This window comes from Peptidiphaga gingivicola (assembly GCF_001652275.1).
GTDB lineage: Bacteria > Actinomycetota > Actinomycetes > Actinomycetales > Actinomycetaceae > Peptidiphaga > Peptidiphaga gingivicola.
Genome location: NZ_LVZK01000002.1, coordinates 50973 through 75936, shown reverse-complemented (window position 1 = coordinate 75936; position 24964 = coordinate 50973). Strand labels below are relative to the sequence as shown.

Here is a 24964-nt window from a genome sequence, read left to right as displayed (position 1 = left end):
CGAGGACTTCGACTCGACGTCGGCCGTTGATTCGCGGCCGTCGTCGCAAAGCCTTCTCAGTAAACCATTTTCATGGCCTTGCGCACCTCGTCGAGGGTGGCGTCTGCCATGGCGTTCGCCCGCTCGTTGCCCTCGTGCAGGACCTTCTCGACGTATCCGGGGTCGGCCTCGACCTCCGCGCGGCGGGCGCGGATCGGCGCGAGGAAATCGTTGAGCGACTCGGTGACGACCGCTTTGAGCCTTCCAGCTCCGGCGTCGCCGATCTTCTCCGCAATTTCGCGGGGCGAGCGCCCTTGGGCGAGGCCCGCGAGCGTCAGGAGGTTCGAGACCTCGGGGCGATTCTCGGGGTCGAAGGCGATGAAGCGCTCGGAGTCGGTCACGGCCTTCTTGATCCGCTTGGCCGTCTCGTCGGCGTCCATTCGCAGCTCGATCGTGTTGTTGCGGGATTTGCTCATCTTGTCCCCGTCGAGGCCGAGGATCATGTCCGCTTCGGAAAGCAGGCCGTGCGGGCGGGGAAACACTTTGCCGTAGCGGGAATTGAAGCGGTCGGCGACGACGCGCGTCTGCTCGATGTGCGGCAGCTGGTCTTTGCCCACGGGGACGAGATTCGCCTTGCAGAAGAGGATGTCGGCGGCCTGGTGCACGGGATAGGTGAGCATGAGGCCGGACATCGCCCGGTTTCCCGCCGCTTCGAGCTCAGCCTTGACCGTCGGATTGCGGTGAAGCTCGGATTCCGTGACGAGCGAAAGGAAGGGGAGCATGAGCTGATTGAGGGCGGGCACAGCCGAATGGGTGAAGATCGTTGCCCTGGCAGGGTCGATTCCCACGGCGAGGTAGTCGGCAACGAGCGAGCGGACGCGTTCCCCGATGGGGCCGACGCCGTCTCGGTCGGTGATCACCTGGTAGTCGGCGATGACGAGCCACGTCTCGACTCCCGCGTTCTGAAGGCGCACGCGGTTATGCAAAGAGCCGAAATAATGGCCGACGTGAAGATGGCCGGTCGGCCGGTCGCCCGTCAACACGCGGAACTGGCCGGGGTCCTCCTCGATCGCCTTCTCGATCTTGCGGGAGATGTCGCGAGCCTTGGCGAGGGTCGCGCTCGCCTCCGGCGCCTCGCCCGCGGCTTGCTTGCGGCCGTGCGACCGGCCGGCCACGTCGGATCGATCGGCGTCGCCAGCTCGCCCGTCGCTGACTGCCGCGGCGTCGGCAGTCCGATTGTCCTCGGTCATATGTCCCTTCTTTCGGCGTCGGACGCATGGTTCGTCTCATCTGACGCGCAGCTTGTCTCGTCGTCGGTTCGGTTCGCGGTCGGACGCGCGCTAAGCCATCAGACGCGTTTTCGACACACAGTCTAGTAGGTTTGCCTGTCAGTCTGCCGGAGCCGCCGTTTCGCGCGGCTTTGGCGGCGCGGTGTACACCTGCATCGACAGTGCGCCGATCGACGTCCTTGCTCCGGGGGCATAGGAGGGCTGGTTCGCTTTCGGGCGTTCCCAGGCCGAATCCCAAGCCAGGCGGAAAATGGTTCCTCGGCCCTCCGGCAGGTGAATCTCCTTGTCGTGGGGCGAGCCGTTGAGGATGACGAGGACGTCGTTGTCTTTTCCCCGTCCCGAGCGCAGCATCTGGATCGTTCGGTACCCGCGGTCGAACCAGAGATATTGGGGCATGGTGTTGCCTTCGGCGTCGAACCAGTCCAAATCGGTGAGAACGTCGTCCTTGTAGGAGGTTTCAGTGTAAAAGCCGGTGGGGCGGCACGCGTTCGACTCTCTGCGCAGGCGCAGGAGGAAGGCCGTCGTCTCCCACAGGTCGCGCTGCCAAGGGGCCAGATCCCAATTCACCCAGGTCAGCTCGTTGTCCTGGCAGTAGGCGTTGTTGTTGCCCTTTTGGGTTCGCCCGAATTCGTCGCCGGCGGTGATCATGGGCGTTCCGGCGGAAAGGATAAGCGTCCCCAAGAGGTTGCGCATGGCCTTGCGCCGCTCCGCTTTGACGGGGCCGGGCGCATCGGTCGCGCCTTCGAATCCGAAGTTCCAGGAGAGGTTGTTCGTGGTCCCGTCGCGATTGTCCTCGCGGTTGGCCTCGTTGTGCTTGGCGTCGTAGGAGACGAGGTCGTGCAGCGTGAATCCGTCGTGGGCCGTTATGAAATTGATCGAGGCGTACACGCCGCGGCCGCCGGGTATGCGCCCGTGCCCGAAAAGATCGGCCGATCCGGCCAGCCGCGTCGCTATGTCCCGCAGGTCGCCGCCGCTTCCGCCGTGTGCGAGCACCCGTGGATCGGCTACCCAGAACGAGCGCATCGTGTTGCGGAAATGGTCGTTCCAATCGGCCATCGGGGCCGGGAACTGGCCTGTCCGCCAGCCGAAGGGGCCGAGGTCCCAGGGTTCGTTGACAAGCTTGAGGCTGCCGAGGATCGGGTCGGTCAACATGGCCATGAGGAAGGGATGGTTCGTGTCGAAATGCTCTCCGTTGCGCCCCAGCGTCACGGCGAGGTCGAATCGGAAACCGTCGACTCCGATTTTGTCCGCCCAGTAGCGCAGCGAGTTGAGCGCCAAGAGGAGCACGGATCGTCGCCGGAAATCGAGCGAGTTGCCGCATCCCGTGGTGTCCATGAGGCGTCCAGGGTTGTCCGGCTGAGCCATGTAATAGGAGGTGTTGTCGATGCCCCGCCACGAAATCGTCGGCCCGTCGCCGCCGCCTTCGCACGTGTGGTTGTAGACGACGTCGAGGATTACCTCGATTCCTGCCTCGTGCAGGGCCGCGACCATGCCCTTGACCTCGTCTATGACGGCTTGGGGGCCGGCCTCCTGTGCGGCCTGCGTCGCGTAGCTGGGTTCGGGGGCGAAGAAATCGAGCGTGCTGTAGCCCCAATAGTTGGTCAATCCGATGTCCGCAAGGAAGGTCTCGTCCATCTTGGCTTGAATCGGCAGAAGCTCGACAGCCGTGATTCCCAGTCGCTTGAGGTAGTCGACGGCGGCGGGGTGGGCCAGGCCGGCGTAGGTCCCCCGGAGCTCCTCCGGGATGCCCTCGCACAGCGCCGTTATGCCTTTGACGTGGCATTCGTAGATGACGGTGTTGCGCCAAGGAATGCGGGGGTGATGGGTGACGGACTCTTCCGGTTCCGTCACAACGCCGAGGCTCATGAAAGGAGCGGAGTCAAGGGGGTCGGGGTCGAGGATTCGGGAGCGGTCCAGGCTGAACCCCGGCGAGAAGAGGGCGCCGTCGAGGATGGGCGCGCGCGTGACGGCTTTGGCGTAAGGGTCCAGAAGAAGCTTGGCAGGATTGTGGAGGAGTCCCAATTCGGGCGCCCAGCGCCCGGCGACGCGGTATCCGTAGCGCTGCCCGACGCTGACGCCGGGAACGTGGCCCGCCCAAAGGCCCTGCCCCAGCGAGTGGAGTGCGAATCTTCGCTCGCCGCTGGTGTCGTCGCCGTCGAAAAGGCACAGCATCACTGAGCTGGCGTGCGGCGCCATGAGCGCAAAATCTGTGCCGGACCCTACGACGTGTGCGCCTGCGGCGACGGGTGAGCGGACGGCGTGCTCCGTCGGCATCGTTTCTGTTTCTGCGAAGACCGCGGCGTTCGACAACGGGTGGGATTTCACAGTGCAAGTATGGCAAAGATTCAACCCCAGAACATGCCGATGCGAGGGCTTGCCCGGCGAGAAAGCGCAGACGCGGATGAGAAGGCCCGGATTTCCGCGGAATGCCGCGATTGCGCGATGTTGGGAAAAACGTTGCGAAAAACGAGTTCCGCGCGTCTTTTCCTTGGCAGTTCGTCATTCTTCAACCAATTTTCGCGTGCATATGTGAAGTTCGCCCCTTGAATAGCCCTTCTTGCGCGTAAACGGTCCGAAACTGCGTGCGCAAATAGGCTGTGTTGACTGTGCTTGTCGACGGGCCTTTTCTATTGACGAGCCCTTTTTGTTGGCGGGCCTTTTCCCGTGGTCGGCCGATTTTTCTGCTGATAAGCCCGCTTTTCCGCTGGTCGGCCTTTCTTTCGTTTGGCGGGCCTTCCTTTCCGCTGGTCGGCCTTTCCCGCTGTCGGCGCGCCCGTCGCCGTGGCTGAGTTTTGCGTGCGATGCGCGCAGCACTAGGCTGGTTGGGCCAAGGCCGAGGACGGGAGCAATGTGATGGCGGGAACCAAGCGCGCGGGTGCGGAGCACGAGCTGGCGGGCGCCAAACACGGGCTTGCAGACGCCGAGCGTGTGGGCGCGAAGCGCGGATCGGCGGGCGTTCGGCAGGCGGGCGAAGAGTGTGTTGGCTCTTGGACAGGCGCTGTTCGGGTGGGAGTCGAAAGGGACGAGGCCACCCGGCGCGATTCGAACGCGCTTGCCGCGGCCGCAGAGAATCCCCGCGCTCGATTTCTCTTTGTCTCGGGGGCGAGGGTGGCCGTCGAGCCCGGCGCCGAACGCGTGCTCGCAGTTTCCGCGGAGTCCATTGACCCAGAAGCGCGGCGCCGCGCCGTATACCTCGGCTTGGCGGACGGCACCCCCTATTTCGCCTGCGACGTAGGCGACGCGGACGATTCCGCACGTGACCCTAGGGTCGTCTCGCGTGCAATTCCGGCCTCTTCTCGGCTGGCGGCCGTTGCAGAGGGTAACGAGAGGGCAAGGTCCGAGGCAGCCGGTTCCGAGAGGCCCGGCTCTGGGAACGCGGGTTCCGAGCGCGCTGGCTCTGAGAAAGTGGGCTTCGAGGGTACCGGCTCTGGGAACGTGAGTTCTGGGCATGCTGGCTCTGAGAAAGTGGGCTTCGAGGGTTCGGAGGGCTCCGGCTCCAAGAGAGCGAGTTCCGAGCGGGTCGGCTCACAGGGAACGAATTTTGAGAGCGCCGGATGCCAGAGAGCATGGTCTGTGAGCGCCGACTTCGCTTCGGTGCCGTTGACGTCCCATCTGTGGCCTTCGGTCGAGGCCGAGCTCGCCGTTGAGGCCGTGGCCATCTCGAACTGGATAGGCGGCACCCGTTTCTGCCACAGATGCGGCGAGCCTTTGTCGCTGCGGTCCGGGGGATGGGAGATGGTCTGCGGGCGCGGGCACACGGTTTTCCCGCGTGTGGATCCTGCCGTCATCATGGCCGTCCGCGACGCCGAGGACAGGCTTCTCCTCGCGCGCAACGGGCGATGGGCCCCCGGAAGGCTGTCGGTTCTCGCGGGTTTCGTCGAGGCCGGCGAGCCGCTCGAGTCGGCTGTCGCGCGGGAGGTTTTGGAGGAGACCGGCGTCGTCGTCAACGACGTCGCATACGTCACCTCCCAACCGTGGCCTTTCCCGCGTTCTCTCATGCTTGCGTTTGAGGGGCGCACCCGTGCCCGCCAGGAAGACGTGAAGGTCGACGGCGAGGAGCTCGTTTTCGCCCGGTTCTTTTCGCGGGAGGAGTTTTCGGGAGCTCTGGCCTCGGGGGAGATCGGTTTGCCGACGCCGACGTCGGTCTCCGCGAGGCTCATCGAGCGATGGCTGGGCCGGCCGCTGGCCGACGCCTAACTGACGTTGGCCAGCGGCCGTGTGTTCGTTCGGTCTTAGCCTGCGTCGTCTTGTTGTTTTGGTTCGCCGTTGCGTGATCGACAGAGCGTGCTCTCTTGCGGTTCGGGGACGGCAACGGCGAGTTCGTCCTTTCGTTTTAGCTTCAGGAAATTGAAGTTTGCCTTCTTTCGTGTTGGCTTGGGGAGAGCGATGAAAGCACCCACGGCGAAGATCGCTGTCAGGTTCATGTAGAGCCTGCGGTTGTCGCGTGCGAGGTTGCAGCCTTCGATGGCCTTGTCGCGCCCTCTTCGTTGCTCCGCCAATTCTTCTCCAATGTCGTTGGTTGAGGAGAACCTGTCCATGTCGTCGGCGCTGTGAATGTCGAAAAAACCAGACGCGCTATAAGGTTCGCCTAGATAGTCCCAACCGACCGCCCGGCAGTGGATCCGGCTGGCACCGACGGTTATGACCGGACCGCTCAAGAACAGCCATTTGAGGGTGAAGAATGTCAGCGCGACGATGAGAATGCGCAGGGTGATGAATATGGGTTTCGTCATTGCCATTCCTTTCTATTTCTTTCTGCTGGTGCTCTGGCCGTTCCGGTTTGCGAGTGGCTGATTGACGGAGCTGAGTTCTACTGCGATTCGGGAATGGTGACGAGCTCGTCATCCTTTCGTTTTAACTTCAAGAAGTTGAGGTTAAGCTTCTTCTGTGTTGGCTTGGGGAGTGTGACGAAGGCGGTCGCGGCGAAGATCGCTGTCAGGTTCATGTAGAGCCTGCGGTTGTCGCGTGCGAGGCTGCATGCTTCGATGGCCTTGTCGCGCGCTCTTCGTTGCTCGGCCAATTCTCCCCCGATGTTGTTGGTTGCCGTGAACTGATCCATTTCTTCGGAGTTGTCTATGTCGAAAAAACCAGACGTGTTATAGCCTTCTCTCAGATAGTCCCAGCCCGCGGGCTTGCAGTGGATCTCACTGGCGTTGAGGGTTATGGTCGGGCTGCTTAAGAACAGCCATTTGAGGGTGAAGAAGGTCAGCGCGACGATGAGGATGCGCAGGGTGATGAATATGGGTTTCGTCATCGCTCTTCCTTTCTATTATTTGTCATTGCCTTTGATACTCATTCGCTTTCCGGGTGAATGACTCCGCCCCGCCTCCTATTTTGTCTCTGACGTATGCGTCAATGGCTGCGCGCTTGAGCCGACCGATGGATTCGTCTAGGTCGTCGTACTTCTCGTTTTCGCTCATTGTTTCTCCTTTGGGTTGTGGCGCGGTGTGCGCGGGTCTGGATTGGTTTCGTTGTGGACCGAATTCAAGTAGGATGCCGCTCGAACGGTATGTCGCTCAAAACGACGAGTGGACAGGTATGTTATGAGGGCCGCTTGCCTGTCATCGACTCTTGTGGTCGGTTGACGTTGCGGCACTGAGTGCAGGCGTGAAAGCGGAGCTCGCTGCGTCAAACCATTGCGGTTTAACCGCGCAAATCCGCGGATTCTCAGTTGTGCGAATCGAAGTTATAAGTATTTTGACGTAGACGATGATTCTCGGTTACGAGATTCATCTGCCCGACGATCTTTAGCCTACGATGCGGTTGAGGTAGTTGCAAGAACTTACACTCTACTGTGGGCTGTTTCACTTTTCTTCAAATAGTCGCCCCATGCTTCTTTGCTTCCTGCTTGCGGTCGGTTGGGTGCAAGGATGCGATCCGGCCGGGGCGGCCTCCGTTGCGGCAGGCGGCGGTCGTGGCTCTTTGGGGTCTGGGGGTTTTCGAGGCCGCGAAGCGTTCCAGCGGCGAGGCATTAGGGTGTGGGGCGAGGCGTCCGCGAAAGGCTTCGCGGACGCGGAAAAGCCCCCGAGGCCGGGCCTCGGGGGCTGTGAAAGGTTTCGACGCGACGGGGTTTAGGAGTCTTCGTGGACCGTCACCGCGTACCCATCGGGGTCAAGGAAGGTGAAGGTCGGTCCAAAGGGGCCTAGGGTCGGTTCGTTCAGGGTCGGCGTTCCGGCCGCCGTGAGCGAACCGTGCAGCTCGCGTACGTCGTCGCAGCGAAGCCAGAGTGCAACGCCAAGGCCGGGGCGTGGGGCCGCTTGGTCGAGGTCTACGCCGGGCAGGGGCTCGCGGACGGCGAAGGGGATCGGTGCGGTGGCAAAGACGACGGCGCCCTTCGGTGAAGAGGGGGTGCGGCGAAGCCCGAGCTTCGTCTCGTAGAAGCGCGCCGAGCGTTCGAGGTCGCGAACCTGCAGTGCGATGAAATCCGGTCCTGTGACGGTCATGTTTCTCCTCTGTTCATGGGCGGTTTTATGCGTCTGTTTTGTGGACACAAACCCAATGTCAGTATTCTGACATTAAAAAGGGTATGTCAGAATACTGCTATGGGTCAAGGGGCGGTCGAAGCCGGCTGGAAGTCTGAAGTCGTTTCAGGCCCTCGAAACCGGTTGAAGGCGCTGAAAATGGTTTGAGGGAGGTTCGAAAGTGGGTCAAGAAGGGGTTCGAGTATGACTCAAAATGGCGATCCGAGGCAGTTTCTCGGTTACAAACTCAAAGAGCTGCAAACTGCGCTGAGGGCTCGCATGGACGAAGCGCTTCGTCCGATGGGGCTGACCGCGCCCCAGTATGCCTGCCTTGAATTGCTCCACAGGGATCCCGGAGCCTCCGCTTCCGATCTGGCGCGCGGCGCATTCGTCGCGCGCCAGACGATGAGCTCGCTTCTTCGCGGCGTCGTCGATCGAGGGTTGGCCGAACGCGCGGAGCGCGCTCCTGAGGGGCGGGCATTGCCTCTCCGGCTTACAGAGAAAGGGCAGGCACTGCTCAAACGCGCGTCCGGGGAGGTTGCCCGGATCGAAAGGCAGATGACGTCCGGTTTTGACGGCGATCGGCTCGCCCGCCTGCGGGAGGATCTGTCCGCATGCGTCGAGGCGTTGACGGAGAGAGGGGATTCGTTGCCCGCAGACTGATCTTGGCCCTGGGCGACGGCGGGAGGCGGCCCACGTCAAGCCGGGTCGGCGTCGAACGTCGCCGCGCCGAGCGGTCGAACTCAGACGAGGTCGCGGTTCTCGGCATAAAAGTCGGCAAGATGGCGAACGCCGGTTGCGGACCCGACGCAGTCGTGCAGCATGTTCCACGTCGCGAAACGCGCGGCGTCCGCCAGGCGTCTGCTGAACAGCGACGTCAGCCCCAGCGCGGGCGGAAGGATCCACGTCGGAATTTTGCCCACGCGCGGCCGTTTCTCCATGGCTGCAAGAGCTGTTCGCGCCAACTCGTCCCATGTGAAGACGTCGGGTCCGCCGACGTCCCACGATCCCTTCTCGCCCTTTTCCATGAGGTCGCAGATGCAAACTGCGAGGTCCGCCCCGTGGATCGGGTTGAGACGGATGGCTGGGTCGAATATGTGCACCTTGCCCCGCTTGGCCATCTTCAAAACCGACATCATGTCGGAAAAGTACGCCGACGGATTGACGATCTGATAGAGGACGTCGGCTCGTTCCAAGGCTCGTGCGAAAGCGGTTTTGGCCCGCGTCAGTTTGGCCGGGCATTTCTCTCCGCCAAGGACGTTGACGTACGCGAACGAGGCGGCGCCGTGACGAAGCGCGGAGGCGAGAATGGCGCGGTTGGCGAGGTTGTCGATCTGCCACGGGTCGGCTTTCTGCCGCGTCACGCCCAGGGCCGAGACGACTTGGGCGGCGCCCTTTGCGAGGTCTTTGGCGAAGTCGGGGTCGGCGACGTCGCCGACGGCCCATTCTTCGACGAGCCCCTCCAACGACGGCGACTTCCAGGGCCCCTCCTTTTCGGCCCGCGCCCTATCGCGCACGGCTGCTCGCACGCGACGGCCGCGGCGGTGGAGCTCCTCGACGATGTGGCGGCCGAGGTAGCCGGTTGCTCCGGCAACGAGAACGGTGGACATTGTTCTTCCTTTCGCGTCTTTGCGCTCGTTTTTCGCGTCGCTGAGTCGGCCCCGTCAGCCTCGCTGTTTCGTTCCGTCTGACTGTTTGTTCCGTCCCAGTGAGCCTGGCGGGGATGTGTCGAGCGATCACGGCCGGCCCTTGCGGGAATGCGGGGTCCAGGGGCTTGCTGAACGGTTGCTTCCCGCAGGCTTCGTCGAAGTACGGCTGCGCGAGCGCCTGAAACCATGCTAGCGTTTATGGACAATGTTGTCCACGAATTTGGGGAAGGGAAATCGGGACGGCACAGAGAACAGCGCAGAGAAAGGAATCGAGACAATGAATCACGCACATCGTTCGGCGGCCGAGCGCGAGCTGCGGCGTCGCCGGGTGCTCGGGGCGGCCTACCTCGCAGCCGGCGTCGGCAAGTGTTTTCCGGCCATAGAAAGCACGCCTGGGCGTTTGGCACAGGCGCTGCAGGCCAATCGCGGGCATGCAGAAGAGGGCGTCACCCGCTGGCTGGGCGATCACGCCGAGGAGGCCAACACCGTCGTCGCAGTCGCGATGGCGAGCGCGGGATGCGTTCTCCTTGAACGCGACAGCCGCCTCGCCGACGCCGCCTTGGCGATGACGCTTCCCATGCTCGGCAGTTTCATGCTGATCTTGCGACGGGCTCTTCCGCAGGTCGTCCCGATCGACGTCGCCTTCGGCGGCGCAGCAGTTCACTTGCTCTTCGCCCGGCGCCGTCTGCGCCGAAGCGCGGCGCCTCGAGCGCTCGCGTCATAGAAGCCGGGCCAGCGCTGAGTAGAGCCGAACATGGGAGCGGCGGCGCCGAGCATAGGCCTAATGGCGCCGCGCAATGGGCGTGGTGGCGCCGAGCATAGGCCCAATGGCGCCGAGCCTGCGTGCCATGTCGCCGAGCACTCGCGTCATGAGGGTGCCCCGAGCACTCGCGTCATGAGAATGCGGCTGAGCCCGCGTCCGTCAACGGCGCCGGCGGCCTGCGAGGCCATCCAGCGGTCGAGCGCAATGGCGATGCTCCACACCAGCTCGACGTGAAGGCTCACGGGGATTTCGCGATCGAGCACGCCGAGCGCCCGCCCGGTGCGTACAGCACGCTCGCACCACTGCCTGGCCGCCCTGCCAAAATCGACGCGGGCGGCGCATTCCGGAGCGTCCGGCATGTGGAAAAGGCGCGGGATCATCGAGATGTCTTGGTCTGCACCGGCTTCTTCAAGATCGTCGAGGAACCCGAGAATCGAGGGCCAGAACGACTCTGCGTCCAGCGAATCGACGTCGGGCACTCGCACCCTTTCGGCCAGGCGCGCCAGGCCGTCGGAGAATGCCGCTTCGAACAGGGCGGCCTTGCCGCCGAAGAAATAATAGAAGGAGCTGCGCGGAAACTCGGCGGCGGAGAGGATCTCGCTCAGCGAGGCTCCGGTGTATCCGCAGTGCACAAAGTGCGCGCGAGCCTGCCGCATGAGCCTGTCGCGCCGCCCGGCTTCGATGGGTTTGCGAGGCCTGGCCATGTCTCACCCCGTCTCAATTCCCCGCGGCTTGTCTCGGCTCGAGCCCTCGCCGCATTGCCGAAGGTTCGAGCCGGTCGGCTCACAGTTCCGCGAGCTTGGCCTCCACCTGGCTCAGACTCGGATTGGTCAGCGCGCTGCCGTCCTCGAACTCGAGGGTGGGAACGGTGCGGTTCCCGCCGTTGAACGACATGACGCGCTCGGCTGCCGCAGGGTCCTTTTCGACGTCGACCTCGTCGTAGGCTATCCCCGCTTTGTCCAATTGGCGCTTGAGGTTCTTGCAGTAGCCGCACCACGTGGTCGTGTACATTTTGAATTGTGCCATGACGCAAGTTTAGGTCCGTCTGCGCGCCGCTTCGCGCTTGCGGGGCTCTTGTTCGCGAACGGCGGGAACGGGAATGGACGACGTCGGCGATCATGGACGACGCCGGCGATCCGGGGAAACTGCCGTTCCGGAAAGTGTCGGAGGGACGTGCCAGACTTAAACCATGGAATCGGCGGACGAATTGCTCGAGCACCTCGATCCGGAGCAGCGTGAAGTCGCCACGCGCTTCGGAGTTCCACTGTGTGTGCGTGCGGGGGCCGGAACGGGGAAGACGCGCGCGATAACGTACCGGATCGCATATGCCGCGCGGGCGGGGATCCTCGACCCCCGAAACGTCATGGCCCTCACGTTTACGTCGCGTGCTGCGGGGGAGCTGCGCTCGCGCCTGCGCGATCTCGGCGTGCGCGGGGCGTCGGCCCACACTTTTCATGCCGCGGCCCTGCGTCAGCTCGGTTATTTTTGGGGGACGGCGATCGGCGGCGCCGTCCCGCCGATCGCGGAGAACAAGCTTTCCATGGTTGCGCAGGCCGCCGGCCAGCTCGGCATGACAACCGATTCGGTCTCGTTGCGGGACATGGCTTCCGAGATCGAATGGTCGCGCGTCAGCCTCGTGACCCCCGACGATTACCCAGACCGGGCCCGGAGCCTTCAGCGGGATCAGGCCGCTGGCTATCCCGCAGAAGAAATCGCTCGGCTCATACGGGCCTACGAGGATGTTAAACAGAATCGGGGAGTCATCGACTTTGAGGACGTCCTGCTGTTGCTCATCGGCATTCTCATCGACCGTCCCGACGTCGCCCGCATGGTGCGCGACCAGTACCGTCACTTCGTCGTCGACGAGTATCAGGACGTCTCCCCGCTCCAGCACAGGTTGCTGCAGCTGTGGATGGGCGAGCGCCGCGACCTGTGCGTGGTGGGCGACGTCTCCCAGACCATCTACTCCTTCGCGGGGGCGTCCTCCCGTTACCTGGCCGATTTTGCGCGAGAGTTTCGGGGTGCCCAGATTCTCGAGCTCATCCGGGACTATCGTTCCAGCCCCCAGATCGTCGCGTGCGCCAACGAGGTCATCGCGCCCGACTCCTCGAAAGGCGCCGTCAGGCTCGTCTCGCAGCTGCCCTCGTCGGTTCCGGTCGTCTTCAAGGAGTACGGGGACGACGTCGAAGAAGCCGAAGCCGTGGCCGCCGAGATTCTCCAGCTGCGCGAAAAGGGAGTGGGACTCGCTGACATCGCCGTCCTCTACCGGACGAATGCCCAGTCGGCAGAGTTCGAGGCTGCCCTGGGGCGGGCCGGCGTCGATTACTCCATTCGCGGGTCCGAGCGTTTCTTTTCCAGGCGCGAAGTGCGCGAAGCGATGGTGGGCATGCGCGCAGCCGCCCGGGCGGAAGCTGGCGGGGCGCTTGCAGACGACGTCAAGGCGGTGCTCATGCAACGCGGGTGGCGCGAACAGCCGCCGGAAGGCGCGGGCGCCGCGCGCGAAAGATGGTCCGCGCTGGCCGCGTTGCTCAAGATGGCCGAAGAAATGGAGCGGGCTCGCGGCGCGGGGATGGCCGAGTTCGTCGCCGAGCTTGAGGAACGGGCGCAGATTCAGGCTGCGCCCGAGACCGATTCAGTGACGCTCGCCTCCCTCCACTCGGCGAAGGGCCTCGAGTGGCACGCCGTCTTTCTGGTGGGCATGAGCGAGGGCCTCATGCCAATTTCCCTGGCCAAGGGCGAGGATGCGATAGACGAAGAGCGGCGTCTCATGTATGTGGGCATCACACGCGCCAAGCAGTGCCTCCAGATTTCCTACGCCAAGGGCAACGGGCAGCGATCCGCCCGGAAAATGTCGCGTTTTCTGCAGGGGACGTGGCCCCGGCCAAGCGAGCCCGTTTCCCGCGCGACGAGCTACAGGGAGCGCAAAGCGGCAGCGGCGCGACAATTCGCGGCCGAACATGAAGACGACGTTCCTCTTTTCGAAGCGCTCGTCGAATGGAGGCTCGAGGCATCGCGGCGCATAGACAAACCCGCATACGTCATCCTCCACGATTCGACGCTTCGCGCCGTCGCCGTCGCCAAACCCGCGACGCTCGCCCAGTTGGGGAAGATCCGGGGCATAGGCGCCTCAAAACTCGCCGAATGGGGGGAGGAGATCCTCGGGGTCGTCGCCCAATCGGGTTCCGGTCGGTGAGGCGCCCGAGGCGTTGGGCGCCGGCCCCGCCTCCCCGTTGGCCGCGGCAGCCGCCTCGAAGCAGGACCTGGAACTCGCCTTGACGCTGCGCTCTGCATTCGCTCCGACGCCGTTCGCCTCGAAATCGGATTCGCCGTCTGTTTTGTCGATCTTGCCCAGGAGAAGGGAGTGCGCGCTGCACGGGCACGCCGGGTGCGCGACGACGGCCACTTGGCGGGGCGCCGCCGTGCCGCGAGGCACCCTCCACTGAGCCTCTCGCAGACTGTTGCCGTCGCCCGCTAGAAAGCCCAAGATGCAGCGGACGGCCAGATCGCAAGCAAGGTTCCTGACATTCGTCGGGGCGACGATCGGCTTGGCGAAAACGGCCTGGGGCGCGAGGTTGACCCAGGCCGGATCGGCTTCGCACCGCGCTTCGTACACGCAGCCGGCGCAGGCGTTCTCGCCCGGTTCGACCAGCGGACCGATGCAGGCATCGACCTCCTCGACCCACGCGAGGAGGTGGGGGACGCCTCGCCCGCACAGATCGCCGGTTGCGCTCGGATCGATGAGGCGCGAGCCGGTGACGACGGCGACGTCGGGAGTCCCGCTTGTGCGAATCTCGACGGAGGCAGAACGCAACGCGGTCAGGAAAGCCTGAGCTCGCGGCATCCCGAGCCGCTTCGCGAGGGCCGGATGATCCTCCTGTCCCACCGTTCCCATGTTTGGGCTGAAGACGATCGCGCCCACTCCCGCCTCGGCGAGAGCCAACGCTATGGACACGCCAAGGGCATCGAGGTTTGTCAGCTGCACGCATGTTCCGGACAGACTCCGGAGCGGCTGCGCGAGGACGGCCGCGCGATCAAGCATGTCGAGGATTTCAGTGCGGCGCGCAGGCGCGATGTGCATTCGATGCGCCGAAGACTCAACCTCGGTTGCCGACAATGGGCGCGAAAGGGCGGCGACGAAATCCTGCTCGGTTCGATTGAGCCCGCCTACCGTCACGCCCGTGCGGGGATCAAGACCGATCTGCAGGGTGTCGCGGTCGCGCCAGAACACTCCGAGGCCCTCGCGAATGTGAAAGACCCTTTCCATGGGCTAAAGCTACCGTTATCCCAGATTTCCACCGCAGAGTTATGCACAGGCGTTATCAGTCTTCGCGAGAGCCTTGTCGACGGCGGTTGGCGTCGCATGGGTGCAGTGGAAACTCTTAGGCTTTGAATGACACGGAGATCACTCGGCTTCAGTCGGCGGATCGTCCTCGCCCAAAAGCTCGGCGAGGAAGGCGTCAAGCTCCTCCGCCACGGCGGGGGAGGGCCCCGACGAATCGAAGAACGCGTCAGGATCCTCTATAGCCTCGCTGGTCGGAAGCAGATCGGGATGCTTCCACAGTCCGTCGCGGCCCTCGGCACCGAGCTTGGCGTAGGCGACCTCCCAAAAACGCTGGGCCTCGCGATTGGCGCGCGGCCGGATGTGAAGACCGACGAGCGGCCCGAACACCCGTTGGGCGGGCGAGCTGACAGCCGCGCGCCTGCCGAACATTTCGCCCAGCGCCACGGCATGGGGCAGCTGCGCCGAGGCGACCTGTAGGGAGACCGCGCTCACCCATCCCTCGACGAGGGAAAGCAGGTGCTCCAATTGCGCCAGGGCGGCCGACTGACTCTCGGTGGGCTTGCTGGAGAAGACCTTCGACAGGTCAAACTCTTGGAGCTTTTGGGGGTCGAAGCCGGTCTCGCGGACCTGCTCTTCCATCGAGCTCATGTCGATCTGAATTTCGCGAGCATAGGCGGCCACGGCGTCGAGGACGCGCGGACGCAGCCAGGGAACCTTCGAGTACAGCCGCGCAACGGCCTGCTCGCGTATTGCAACGAACATGCGGACTTCCTTCTCGGGCGCGTCCAGGCCTTCGGCGAAGTCGGAGACGTTCGAGGGGACGAGTGCGGCCGTGTGCCCTTCGACCAACGGCAGGCCGGCGTCGGCGGTGCCGAAGCACACGGTGGAAAGCTCGGCCATGCCCCGTCCGTACTGGAGGCCCATGACGGCGGAGATCAGATTTCGCATGCCGGGAAGGGACTCGGAGTCGCCGAGAACCGAATGGAATTCCTCGGGGATGTTCCCAAGCTGGCCGAGAATGGCATGGATGAAGGCGCGCCCGACGTTCTCGGCGACCGGCTCGGTCAGCCTCTTGAACGTGGGAAGCGAATGGGCGAGCCAATCCAGCCGGCTCCACGCCTGGTTCGGGCCGGTGCAAGGATCGACGTCGACGGCGGGGTCCAACCACAAGGAAGCGACGGAAAGTGCCTCCCGCGCCCGTTCGCCTTCCGCGGAACTGAGGGAGTCGTAGTGCTCGTTCTGGATCTGATAGCGCGCCGCCTTCTCGGCGATGCTCCAATCCACGGGACCGTCGCCGGAAGAGCCGAGCATGGACCTGACCTGATTCATGACGGCTGTTACGTCTAGGTTTTCCATGCCTTGCAGGGCCGCTGCGGGATTGACCCCCGACTCGCGCATCTGCTCAATGATGCGTTCGGCGGTTTCGTCTCCCATCACAGCCCGGAGCATTTCCATCCACTGGTCGGGGTCTTGCGGCAGTTCGTTCTCACTCACGTTGGGCACCTCTCATCCACTGGCTCAAGTTTATTTGTTCGACGTCGAATATGGTGCGGCTGTCCGCCGAGGGCTAAGACCATGCGCCGCGAGCGCACGACCGCCGCCCGAACGCGGCCTGCGCAGTGCAAAGACCCCGCACAGTGCAGGGGCATTGCCGGCAGACGGCGCCCGCGTATGCGAAGACGCGCTCGTTGGGCCGGTGGTCGGGTTTTGACGCTTGGCCTCTCCGCGTATGCGAGGACGCGCCGTTCCTTGAGGAGGTGTTTGAAGATGTGTGGCCGGCCTCTCTGCGCATGCGAAGACGCGCCTCCCTCGGGCATGATAGACGAGTGAATCCAACACGCAGACGCCTCGTTTCCGGAGGGGCATTCGCTTTGCTTGCCGTCATAGGCCTCGTCATGCCCAGCGCCTACGTCGTCGAGACAGCCGGCCCTGCCATCGACGTCGCCGGGAAGTACCAGGGCAAGCAGCTCGTCACGCTTTCGGGCGCCAAGACGTACACTTCTTCGACGAAACTTTTCATGACGACGGTCAGCTCGTACGGAACCGCCGACAACGGGGTTCCCTCCGCCCAGGTGTTCGCTTCGCTCTTCGCGCCGGACATGCAGGCCGTCCCGGTGCGGGCTCTCTACTCTGAGAACGAGACGTCCAGCGACGTCGACAAGAAGAACGCCGCTCTCATGACTGACTCTCAGGACAACGCGGCCGTCGTCGCCCTGGGGAAGACGGGCCACACCGTCGCGATGAAACTCGTGGTGGCAGGCGTGCCGAAAAGCTCCCGCGCGTCCGGCAAGCTCACCAAGGGGGACATTCTCACCTCGATCTCGGCCGCAGGGCAGAAGACCGAGATACGGACGTATTCCGATTTGGTCCAACGGCTGGCCAAGATCGCGCCGGGAACGACAGTCACGGTGGGATTCGCCCGCGACGGAAAAGAAAAGACGGCCGAGATCGTCACGGCGGCGCACGAGGCCGACGCAACCGGCTGGACCCATCCCGGCTCCAAGCTCGGCGTCTACCTTTCAAGCAAGAACCTCAAGTACCCGGTGAAGGTCAATTACGGCGTCGAACAGATCGGAGGCCCCTCGGCCGGATTGATGTTCAGCCTCGCCATTTACGACGATCTGACTCCGGGCTCGCTGGGCGGCGACAAGGTGATCGCGGGCACCGGAACGATGTCGATGGGCGGCGACGTCGGCCCGATCGGCGGCATCCAGCACAAGCTCGTCGGGGCTTCGCAAAAGGGAGCGAAGCATTTCCTCGCGCCCGCGGAAAACTGCGCCGAGACGGTCGGGTACGAGCCGAAGGGGATGAAGGTCTACTCCGTGCGCACCTTCGACGAGGCGGTCAAGGCGGTCCAGGCCATCGGCGCGGGCAAAACCTCGGATTTGCAGACGTGCCGCGACGTAGTCGCCAAATCTCCGAAAAAGTGAGGAGCTGAAAGTTCCGAAGAAGCGACGGGTTGGGCGCTCCGCGGAAAACTAGGAGCTCTGAAAGCGGAAAGCGGCAGGCCGAGTCCCTTGGAAGGCGACGCGCCCGAACGCGGAAAGCGACGCGCCTGCAAGGAGGGCGTGGCCGCTCGTCAAGCGTCGCGGGTCGCTCGTCGAGCGTCGCGGGTTACTCGGCGAACGTCGCCAGGAGAGCCTCAACCATCTGGGGAACCAAATCGGCGCCGGAGATCGCCTCGGCCTGAGAATCGTGCGAGCGCAGCCTGATTGTGCACCAGCTTTCGCCGTTGCGAAGAACGCCGACGACCATCCTTATGTCCTCGCGGCGAGGGTCGGCGGCGACGAAACGCCGGGCCTCTTCCGCGTCGTCGGGAATCTCGGCCTCCGCCTCGGGCGGAAGCGTCACGCGTTCAAGGCTGATCGCCGCGCCGTCGACGGCGTCGGGCCAGGCGAGCCTGCCAAGCAGCTCGTCGATCGAGTCCGAGCTGGGAAGCCCCTCCTGCTCAATGGACAGCAGGCCCGTGGCGTCGGCCGGCAGCTCCGCGGCCAGGGTCGAATTGACGGCCATCGCCGCTTCCGCGTCGACGAGGGAAAAGACGCGAACCGGCCCGTCCCATCCGTCTGCGGCGACGTAGGCTTCGATCTCTTTGACTGCTTGTTCGATTTCACTCACGCCACAAGTGTGCCACGGGCGCACCGCAGCCGACGTCGCCCCGCCCCAAGGCGCCGCCCGCATTGAACTGCAGGCGAGGTTCGCGTTCGCTGCGGGCGTTGGTAGGATTGCAACCAAGCCGTGCGTCGTCTTCTCTGCCGACACGAGGATGGCCGACCCTGGGAATCCCACCGGGCCCTGTGTTTCTTTTGATGCGTCAAAGGGCGTCGTTCCGGGCCGAATCGGGCGTCGAAGGCCTCGAGCGTCTGGGAATGTCGCCGCGCATCGGCTAGTTTTGGAATAGCGCGGTCGACCGACCGCGGAGTCGAAACACGTGAGGCGAAGTTGTCCGCTACAAGCATTAACCCCAGTCCCTCCAAGGACGGCGGCCGAAGCCGGTCGGTCGGCGTTTTCGTGCCGACCCTCGTCGTCCTTGCCGTCCTCTTGGCCGGCCTTGTCGTCTTCGCCAATGTGTGGACAGATGTGCAGTGGTATTCCCAGCTGAAAGCCGCCAAGGTCTTCTGGACCCAATGGGGGTGGGCCATCGCCCTCGGCACGTTCGGAACACTCCTTGTGGGCCTGTCTGCCTTCGTCAACCACATCGTCGCCCGAACAGGGGAAAAAACGGCCGTTCGAAAGGGAATAGACCAGTATCGCCAGCAGATAGAGGCGCACCCGTGGCTGGCCCGCCTTTTCGTTCCGCTCGCCCTGGGAATTGTCTTCGGCGCTCAGCTCGGCAGCCAATGGCGCACCTACGTTCTGTGGCTTCACCGCACGCCTTTCGGTCAGAAGGATGCAGAATTCGGCAATGACGTGAGCTTTTACGTTTTCACCCTTCCGGTTCTGCAATCGCTCCTTGCATTGTCGGTCACGCTTCTCGCCGTCGGCGCGGTGGTGGCCATCGTCAGCCATTATCTTTACGGCGGGATTTCCTCCGACGGCTCGAAGGTCGTCCTCACCTCTCGCGTCCGGGTCCACTTCGGCGTGCTCGGAGCGCTCGCGGCGCTTGTCGTGGCCGGCTTCCTTTGGCTTCGTCGGTACAACATGCTTCTTGCCAACAACGAGAAGTTTTCCGGCGCCTCCTTCACGGACATCAACGCCTCCCTTCCCGGCATCACGATCTTGTCGCTGGCCGCGGTGCTCATCGCCGGCCTTTTCGTTCTCGCGGCAGTCAAGGGGCTGTGGAAGTTCACGGTCATCGGAATCGCCGTCACGGCCGTGGCGGGCCTTGTCGTCACGACGGCGATTCCCTACTTCGTCCAGCGCTTCCAGGTGGTCCCGAACGCCGCCGAGAAGGAATCGACCTTCATACAGCGCAACATCAACGCCACCCTCGCCGCCTACGGCCTCGACAACGTGAAGAAGAGCGGATATAAGGCGCAGACCGACGCCGCCGCGGGCCAGCTCCGTTCCGACGCCGAGACCACGGCGCAGATCCGCGTTCTCGACCCCAATATCATCTCGCCGACCTTTACCCAGCTCCAGCGCAACAGGCCGTACTATTCCTTCGATCAGCAGCTCTCCGTGGACCGCTACACAATCAAGGACACTCCGCGCGACACGGTCATCTCCGTTCGCGAGCTCAACCTCAGCGGGCTTTCGGAGGGGCAGCGTACGTGGGTCAACGACCACACCGTCTACACCCATGGTTTCGGCGTCGTCTCGGCTTACGGCAACACGACGACGTCGGACGGCGAACCGTCCTTCTTCCAGCAGGGCATCCCCTCGACGGGCGAACTCGGCAAGTACGAGCCGCGCGTCTACTTCGGAAAGTCTTCGCCCGACTATTCCGTGGTCGGTGCACCGAAGGGAACGACGCCGTGGGAGCTCGACTATCCGACCGGCGGGTCGAAGAACGGAGTCAAGTCCACAACCTATGCCGGCGACGGCGGCCCGAAGATCGGCAACGCCTTCTCCAAGCTCATGTTCGCCATCAAATTCCGCGACACGGACCTCTTCTTCTCCGACCGCGTCACGAAGGACTCGCAGATCCTCTACGACCGCGATCCCCGTGTGAGAGTTTCCAAGGTTGCGCCCTATCTGACCTTGGATTCGAGGGTCTACCCCGCCGTCGTCGACATGGACGGCAACCCCAAGACGCCCAAGCGCCTCGTGTGGATCCTCGACGGGTACACGACCACCAACCAGTACCCGTACTCGGCCCGTCAATCCTTGAACGAGGCCACGGTGGACGCGAAGTCCAAGGGCGCAGGCCAGTACGGGGAGTCTCCCGAGCAGGTCAACTACATACGCAACTCGGTCAAGGCGGTTGTGGACGCCTACGACGGATCCGTCAAGCTCTACCAGTGGGACAAGAAGGACCCGATCGTCAACGCGTGGTCGAAGGTTTTCCCGGGAACGCTGACTCCCATGTCGAAGATGTCGGGCGATCTGATGTCCCACATGCGCTACCCGGAAGATATGTTTAAGGTCCAGCGCACGCTCTTGTCTCGCTACCACGTGACCAACGCCAAGGAATTCTATTCGGGAGGGGACTTCTGGGACGTTCCGCAGGAGCCGACGGCGCCCAAGGGCTCGACGGAGGATCAGCCCCCGTACTACCTGACCCTCCAGATGCCCGGCCAGGACAAGGCGCAGTTCTCGCTTTCCACGGGATTCATCTTGGGTGGAGCGGACAAGCAAAATGTCATGACGGGATTCTTGGCGGTGGATTCGGAAGCCGGCAGCGAACCCGGCAAGGTTCGCAAGGGATACGGGCAATTGAGGTTGATAGAGCTACCGAGGGACGTGACGGTACCCGGCCCAGGCCAGGCGGAGAACAACTTCCTGACAGACTCGAAGGTCTCGACTACCCTCAACCTTCTCAAACAGGGAGGGACGCAGGTCATCATGGGCAACCTTCTGACGTTGCCAATAGGCGGCGGGCTCCTGTACGTCCAACCTGTCTACGTCCAAGCATCTAAGACGAGCGGAAGCACCTCCTACCCGATCGCGCAGTACGTGCTGACGACCTTCGGCAAGGGAAGCAAGATTGGATTTGCGCCGACGCTCGAAGAGTCGCTCAACCAGACCTTCGGCGGTGATTCCGGTGCACAGGCCGGCGACGCAAACGTTTCCGGGCACAAGGAGGCTCCGTCGGCGGATTCGAACAACAAACCGAAAGCAGATCCGAGCGCCTCGCCGAGCCCGAGCGGCTCTCCTTCGGCTTCGCCTAGCTCGCCCAGCGCGTCGCCGAGCGGGGGAGGGGCGACGCCGGCTGACGAGCTTCAGTCCGCGTTGAGCGACGCTCAGAAGGCAATGGAAGAGTCGAATTCGGCGATGAAGGAAGGCAACTGGTCGGCCTATGGCGAGGCGCAGAAGAAGCTGCAGAGTGCGCTTGAGCGCGCCGTCAAAGCTCGCCGAGAAACGGAGGGCGGCAAGTAGCGGCGGGCATCGCCTATGCGGCGGGCATCGCCTATGCGACCGAACTGGGGCGGGGCGGAGCCTGTAGCATACGCCCTGCCCTCAACGTGACACCTCACACTCCCTCCCTCCTTGCTAGCGGGCTTGGAACGTCGGTAGACTAGACGGGCCGACGCGGGGTGGAGCAGTTCGGTAGCTCGCCGGGCTCATAACCCGGAGGTCGTAGGTTCAAATCCTGCCCCCGCCACAGACAAAGGCCCGGACCCGTCAAGGTCCGGGCCTTTCCCACGCCCCGACGACGCGCTTCTCGTTTGAACTGCCGGATGAATCAGGCTTCTCCTGGTCTAAGAAGATTCCGGCAGCGCTCTTGAACGCGCGAAATTAGATCACGTAATTACTCCTGCTAAATGCTCTATTACTTACTATTATTTCTGTTATGAGTCTCAAGCATTCCGGATCCCAAAGCGTTCGTCGCGATGCCCCTTCGGCTGCGGTTTTGGATGTTTTCGTCGTGTGGCATCCGAACGACTTAGACGGTGCCGATGTTTGCTCCACGCTTTTTGAGCACTATCACTCCGATTCTTTTTCAGGGTTGGCGGGCAGCGCTGTCGAAGTGTATGGCCGCTCGCTCCCTATGCCAGGCGGAAATGGTAATCTTCTTCCGATCGTCACGCCCAATGGAATTATAGGAGAGGAACGATTCTCGGCGCAGTCAGAAAACGCGCCGTTTTGTGTTGTGCTGCCGGTTGTTGGCAGGAATCTCGTACAAGCGTCCTTGGACGTCGGCTCGCCGTGGGCTCGATACCTCGAAAGTGCCGTAAGACTCCGTGAAATGAATGCAGACAAGAAGACACAAACTCTTATTTTGCCTGTTCTTCCTGCTGTTTCGCCCGACTATTCAAATGCTCCCATTGTTGGCCGTCTCATGGGGAGGCAAGGCGTCAACCAGGGATACATTGAGTGTCTTCGAACCTCTAGTGAGGAGTCTTTCCCTGCCGCGAAAGGAGAATTGGCGAGAGATCTCGGGCAGGCAGTTATCCAAGGTCTTCTTCGTGACTCAAAGTTGTCCGATCGTTTGACAATATTCGTTTCACACGCCCGCTCGGACGCTCCCCGCGAAGATCAATTTGGAACGATGCCCACAGGCCCCGTCGCCAAGGTTGAGGCTGTGGCAAAAAAGACGAAACTGGCAACTTTCGTCGATGTTCACGACCTTCAAGCAGGAGTTGATTGGGACAGCGAAATCCGTGAGCGCGCTCGAAGAAGTGCGCTGCTTATGGTGCGAACAGATGCATATGCGAGCCGCGAATGGACGCAGTGGGAAGTTCTCGAGGCGAAGAAAGCGGATATGCCCATCGTCTGTCTAAGTGCGCTTTCCAATGGCGAGCAGCGTGGCTCTTTTCTTCTTGACCATGTCCCAACTGTCGCTTTTCGCGAGTCTGACATTGATAAAACCGATGCTCGGCAAGTGCACGAGGGAGATGCCGTTATAGTCTCTGCGCTCAATCGCCTGGTCGATGAGACTCTCAAGCGTGCTCTTTGGTTTCATCAAGACATTCCTTTCGCTGTCGAATGCGAGAAGGAGGCAGGCTTTGCGCAAGGATGCGAGGTTGGCATCGAAGCGAAAAGAATGAAAAACTCCAATAGCATCGGCTTCGACGCTGCACCCGCCCGTGCTCCCGAGCCTTTGATGCTTACAGCTTTCCTCGCCGAGCACAAGCAAAGATTCCCTGATGACACTCATCTTTGGCTTTTGCATCCCGATCCTCCCCTTCTTCCTCCCGAACACGAGGTCATGGTTGATTTATGCGTTCTTTCGGGGTATGAGAGAAAACACGTTCATCTGCTTACGCCTCGGACTTTCTTCGCTGCCGGGGGCACTCACGGTGATGGAGAACCGACGCTCCACACGCCCAATCTGGCTCTTCAACGTCCGCTCAGCGGCCTTATGCTCGGAATATCCATGGCTAGGAATGAAGACTTGGAGGCCCTGGGGCTGCAACCAGGCCATCTCCAGCTCGCTGTTGCGGAGGTTGCACAGATGGTGCTTTTAGCCGGCGGCGGAATCACCTATGCCGGTGCGCCTGGCACGCATGCTCCCGATCTCGCCACTCCCGTTCTCGACACCGTGAGACGCTATATCGAGACCGCGAAATTGGAGCGGCATCGCCACAATGGGACCAGCGTTGAGAATGTTGAGAGTCTTCACCCTGGTCGAATGTTCGAATTAACCGTCCCGTGCACCAGTGTTCTGACAGCGGACGTTCTTAAGCAGCTGGCAGACGCAGCCGACACGTTCGCTTCCACTGGACGAATTCAGGTTCTTGACGAGCGTGGCATTGCACAAGACGTTACAGAATCGTCGGCGTGGGAGAATCGCACTGCAGAGGAGACTTCGATGGCGTTGACACAAATTCGAAAACGCCTGCCTGAGCACTGCAACGCTAGGCTTGTCATCGGTGGGAAAACCACGCCTCGATCAAGCTTGAATCCGAAAGGTTACTCGGGCCGTCTCCCCGGGATCGTGGAGGAAGCACTTTATGCGGTGAGAGCAGGACAACCTCTTTTTATTGCCGGTGGTTTTGGCGGGGCTGCGGCTGTTCTCGCGAGTTTGCTCAGTCCCGAGGCAAAGCTTCCGATTGCGCGCGAGTCGATTGCGGCGATCGAGGCGAATTCTCAGTACAAATCGGCAATCGACGAGATTCTCGGCAGCTACGACGTCAGTCTTACAGGATTGGAGGAAACCGACAGAGTCAGAATGATGACGACCCAACGCGCTTCTGATCTTGCTGGCCTGATAGTCAAAGGACTCGCGAATCGAGACTGGGGTGCTTCTACACAGAGCGGTTCTTCGGGAGGGCAGTGCTAATGGAAGGACTGAAGCTGTTTCTCAGTTACGTCGAAGATGACGAAGGAGAACGGATCACAGATCAATTGCATAACGCGCTTTCGGAATTGCATATCGGCTCGGTTATGGCCAAGCACAACATCAATCCAGGTGCAGACTGGGTTGAAACGATACGGAAGCATCTATGCGACAGCATCGCTCTTGTGTGTGTGGCAACCAGCGGCTATTCCAAGAGCGTCTGGGCTCAACAGGAGATTGGGTACGCGCTGGGGCGCAAATTGCCGGTTTTGTGGATCAGATACGCAAAGGATGAAGTGCCGCTCGGTTTTCTGGCTCATCAGCAGGCATTGGAACCAAAAGACGTTGCGAAACCTGCAGGGATAGCCGACGCTGTCCTTCAGTGGCTCGCTTCGAATGGTCAAACTTCTGATTTCATTGCCGACATGCTGATCTTTGCTCTGGAACAGTCGGAGTCTTATGACGATGCGCGTGCGTTAGTGAAGACTTTGGCGACGTTGAAAGGGCTGACGGGCAGTCAATGGAAGCGCGTAGAGGCCGCTGCGTCATTCAATAGACAGGTTGGCAATGCAGTGATCTGGACCAATCGCCATTCCGTCAACCCAGAAGACCAACCATCCGCTGTGGAGTGGTTGAAAACCGAGCTTTCTGCGTCTCTTTCGGAAGACTCTTCTGATTAGCAGACATCTTCTTGAAGTCGAAGTCCGTATTGTCT

At 62.4% G+C, this 24964-nt stretch carries 20 protein-coding genes and 1 tRNA gene; 9 read left to right on the top strand and 12 right to left on the bottom strand.

The annotated features are described in order from the left end of the window. Window positions 1–56 precede the first annotated feature (56 nt). Entirely contained in the window at window positions 57–1229 is a 1173-nt protein-coding gene (gene trpS / locus A4H34_RS08165; RefSeq protein ID WP_231871008.1) for a tryptophan--tRNA ligase, read from the bottom strand. Between the two features lie 138 nt (window positions 1230–1367). Beyond that, the gene (gene glgX, locus A4H34_RS08160; protein WP_231871007.1) at window positions 1368–3593 is read right to left on the bottom strand and encodes a glycogen debranching protein GlgX; all 2226 of its coding nucleotides are present in this window, start codon (window positions 3591–3593) and stop codon (window positions 1368–1370) included. A gap of 528 nt (window positions 3594–4121) precedes the next feature. Here glgX and nudC point away from each other — a divergent pair. Further along, window positions 4122–5465 carry an NAD(+) diphosphatase gene (nudC, locus tag A4H34_RS08155; protein ID WP_064231772.1) on the top strand — a complete coding sequence of 448 codons (1344 nt, stop codon included), beginning with the start codon at window positions 4122–4124 and terminating at the stop codon, window positions 5463–5465. Window positions 5466–5500: 35 nt separating this feature from the next. Here the strand turns inward: nudC and A4H34_RS08150 are convergent, their stop codons facing one another. From A4H34_RS08150 to A4H34_RS08140, 4 genes are all read right to left on the bottom strand, one after another. Beyond that, window positions 5501–6001, bottom strand: coding sequence for a hypothetical protein (locus A4H34_RS08150; protein ID WP_064231771.1), 501 nt, complete (start codon window positions 5999–6001; stop codon window positions 5501–5503). 77 nt (window positions 6002–6078) lie between these two features. Then, on the bottom strand, window positions 6079–6522 hold the full coding sequence (locus tag A4H34_RS08145) for a hypothetical protein (protein WP_064231770.1): 444 nt from the start codon (window positions 6520–6522) through the stop codon (window positions 6079–6081). 22 nt (window positions 6523–6544) lie between these two features. Next, window positions 6545–6688, bottom strand: a complete 144-nt coding sequence (locus tag A4H34_RS11055) for a hypothetical protein (protein ID WP_156510299.1) — start codon at window positions 6686–6688, stop codon at window positions 6545–6547. A gap of 651 nt (window positions 6689–7339) precedes the next feature. Beyond that, a complete protein-coding gene (locus tag A4H34_RS08140) occupies window positions 7340–7711 on the bottom strand; it encodes a VOC family protein (protein ID WP_064231769.1) in 372 nt (123 codons plus the stop codon). 222 nt (window positions 7712–7933) lie between these two features. On the opposite strand from A4H34_RS08140, the gene A4H34_RS08135 reads away from it, so the two are divergent. Further along, window positions 7934–8392: a MarR family winged helix-turn-helix transcriptional regulator gene (locus A4H34_RS08135; RefSeq protein WP_064231768.1), complete on the top strand. Its 459-nt coding sequence runs from the start codon at window positions 7934–7936 to the stop codon at window positions 8390–8392. 80 nt (window positions 8393–8472) lie between these two features. On the opposite strand, the gene A4H34_RS08130 is transcribed toward A4H34_RS08135, so the two are convergent. Beyond that, on the bottom strand, window positions 8473–9339 hold the full coding sequence (locus A4H34_RS08130) for an SDR family oxidoreductase (protein WP_064231767.1): 867 nt from the start codon (window positions 9337–9339) through the stop codon (window positions 8473–8475). A 316-nt stretch (window positions 9340–9655) separates the two neighbouring features. Between A4H34_RS08130 and A4H34_RS08125 the strand changes: the two genes are divergently transcribed. Continuing rightward, window positions 9656–10102 (top strand): DUF6041 domain-containing protein, encoded by a 447-nt coding sequence (locus A4H34_RS08125; RefSeq protein ID WP_050758882.1) that lies wholly within the window; start codon window positions 9656–9658, stop codon window positions 10100–10102. A 143-nt stretch (window positions 10103–10245) separates the two neighbouring features. On the opposite strand, the gene A4H34_RS08120 is transcribed toward A4H34_RS08125, so the two are convergent. Both A4H34_RS08120 and A4H34_RS08115 read right to left on the bottom strand, forming a co-directional pair. After that, complete coding sequence (locus tag A4H34_RS08120; protein WP_064231766.1) at window positions 10246–10845, bottom strand: TetR/AcrR family transcriptional regulator; 600 nt, start codon at window positions 10843–10845, stop codon at window positions 10246–10248. A gap of 79 nt (window positions 10846–10924) precedes the next feature. Then, window positions 10925–11167, bottom strand: coding sequence for a mycoredoxin (locus A4H34_RS08115; RefSeq protein WP_009200151.1), 243 nt, complete (start codon window positions 11165–11167; stop codon window positions 10925–10927). A 163-nt stretch (window positions 11168–11330) separates the two neighbouring features. Here A4H34_RS08115 and A4H34_RS08110 point away from each other — a divergent pair, with 163 nt between their 5' ends. After that, window positions 11331–13334: an ATP-dependent DNA helicase UvrD2 gene (locus tag A4H34_RS08110; RefSeq protein WP_064231765.1), complete on the top strand. Its 2004-nt coding sequence runs from the start codon at window positions 11331–11333 to the stop codon at window positions 13332–13334. On the opposite strand, the gene A4H34_RS08105 is transcribed toward A4H34_RS08110, so the two are convergent. Then, window positions 13269–14405, bottom strand: coding sequence for a hypothetical protein (locus A4H34_RS08105; RefSeq protein WP_064231764.1), 1137 nt, complete (start codon window positions 14403–14405; stop codon window positions 13269–13271). The two genes, A4H34_RS08110 and A4H34_RS08105, sit on opposite strands and share 66 nt — an antisense overlap. Before the next feature lie 138 nt (window positions 14406–14543). Further along, the gene (locus A4H34_RS08100) at window positions 14544–15917 is read right to left on the bottom strand and encodes a zinc-dependent metalloprotease (RefSeq protein WP_231871006.1); all 1374 of its coding nucleotides are present in this window, start codon (window positions 15915–15917) and stop codon (window positions 14544–14546) included. Between the two features lie 332 nt (window positions 15918–16249). Between A4H34_RS08100 and A4H34_RS08095 the strand changes: the two genes are divergently transcribed. Next, a complete protein-coding gene (locus A4H34_RS08095; protein ID WP_231871005.1) occupies window positions 16250–17353 on the top strand; it encodes a YlbL family protein in 1104 nt (367 codons plus the stop codon). A gap of 184 nt (window positions 17354–17537) precedes the next feature. Here the strand turns inward: A4H34_RS08095 and A4H34_RS08090 are convergent, their stop codons facing one another. Then, window positions 17538–18041, bottom strand: coding sequence for a PPA1309 family protein (locus A4H34_RS08090; protein WP_331711614.1), 504 nt, complete (start codon window positions 18039–18041; stop codon window positions 17538–17540). 393 nt (window positions 18042–18434) lie between these two features. Between A4H34_RS08090 and A4H34_RS08085 the strand changes: the two genes are divergently transcribed. The 4 genes from A4H34_RS08085 (at window position 18435) to A4H34_RS08065 (ending at window position 24929) form a co-directional block, all read left to right on the top strand. Then, a complete protein-coding gene (locus A4H34_RS08085) occupies window positions 18435–21404 on the top strand; it encodes a UPF0182 family membrane protein (protein WP_064231762.1) in 2970 nt (989 codons plus the stop codon). Window positions 21405–21556: 152 nt separating this feature from the next. Continuing rightward, window positions 21557–21630 (top strand) — tRNA-Met (locus tag A4H34_RS08080). Between the two features lie 189 nt (window positions 21631–21819). Then, entirely contained in the window at window positions 21820–24252 is a 2433-nt protein-coding gene (locus tag A4H34_RS11050) for a hypothetical protein (RefSeq protein ID WP_156510298.1), read from the top strand. After that, window positions 24252–24929 (top strand): toll/interleukin-1 receptor domain-containing protein, encoded by a 678-nt coding sequence (locus A4H34_RS08065; RefSeq protein WP_009200186.1) that lies wholly within the window; start codon window positions 24252–24254, stop codon window positions 24927–24929. Before A4H34_RS11050 ends, A4H34_RS08065 begins: the two co-directional genes overlap by 1 nt. Window positions 24930–24964 lie beyond the last annotated feature (35 nt).